This is a genomic window from Corallococcus carmarthensis (genome assembly GCF_003611695.1).
Classification (GTDB): domain Bacteria; phylum Myxococcota; class Myxococcia; order Myxococcales; family Myxococcaceae; genus Corallococcus; species Corallococcus carmarthensis.
Map to the genome: position 1 here is coordinate 1 of NZ_RAWE01000474.1, position 793 is coordinate 793.

1 protein-coding gene is annotated in these 793 nt (G+C 69.0%); it reads right to left on the bottom strand.

Features of this window, described 5'->3' with window-relative positions; translation table 11 throughout:
• Positions 1–653, bottom strand: a 653-nt coding sequence (locus D7X32_RS44545; RefSeq protein WP_147450541.1) for a TetR/AcrR family transcriptional regulator, incomplete at its 3' end; no start/stop codon positions are given.
• Positions 654–793 lie beyond the last annotated feature (140 nt).

The window sequence follows — 793 nt, forward strand, 5'->3', positions numbered from 1 at the left end:
GCTTGCTGCGGAGGGGGGACTGCCTGAAGGTGGGCGCGCGCGGCGGAGGCGTCCGGGGGCAGGCCGTGGGACAGGAGCGCCATCGCCGTGTCGAGCACGCGCTCCAGGCCCGGGTCCTCTTCCCAGAGCACCCAGCGCATGCCCAGGAAGTCGCCAATGCCCATCAGGCAGTAGGCGAGCGCCTCCGGATCCATGCGGCGCACCTCGCCGGCGTCCATGGCCTGCGTGAGGCCGCGCACGTAGCCCTTGGCGAAGCGGTCGTAGTAGCGGCGGTAGCAGTCCGCGTCCACGAACTCCGCCTGCCGCACCACGCGGTAGAGGTTGGGGTGCTGGCGCACGAACTGGAAGAAGGCGCGCAGGCCCTCGCGCTCCACTTCCAGACGCGTGGTGCACGCGGCGGTGGACTCCGCGATGAGGCGGCGCAGGCGCGCGCCCAGCTCGTCCACCACCTCCACGAAGATGGACTGCTTGTCCGGGAAGTACACGTAGAAGGTGCCCAGCGCGACGCTGGCCTTGCGCGTGAGGTCCGCGATGGACGCGCGCTCGTAGCCCTTGTCTCCGAACACCGCTTCCGCTGCCTTCAACAACTTCTGCCGCGTCCGCTGACCGCGCGGCGTGACGGGGACGCGTTCTGAAGTTGAAGGGCGATTCATCTTTCAGGACGGGTAGCACCCGGCCGACCGCCCTGTCAAAAGCGGATGGATGGCTCCTTGCGTCAAAGACAGACACGGACGCGAGGCGTCAAACACTTCGCGTGACCGCCCCGGGCCGTGAGCCCGGAAGTGTCCACCCC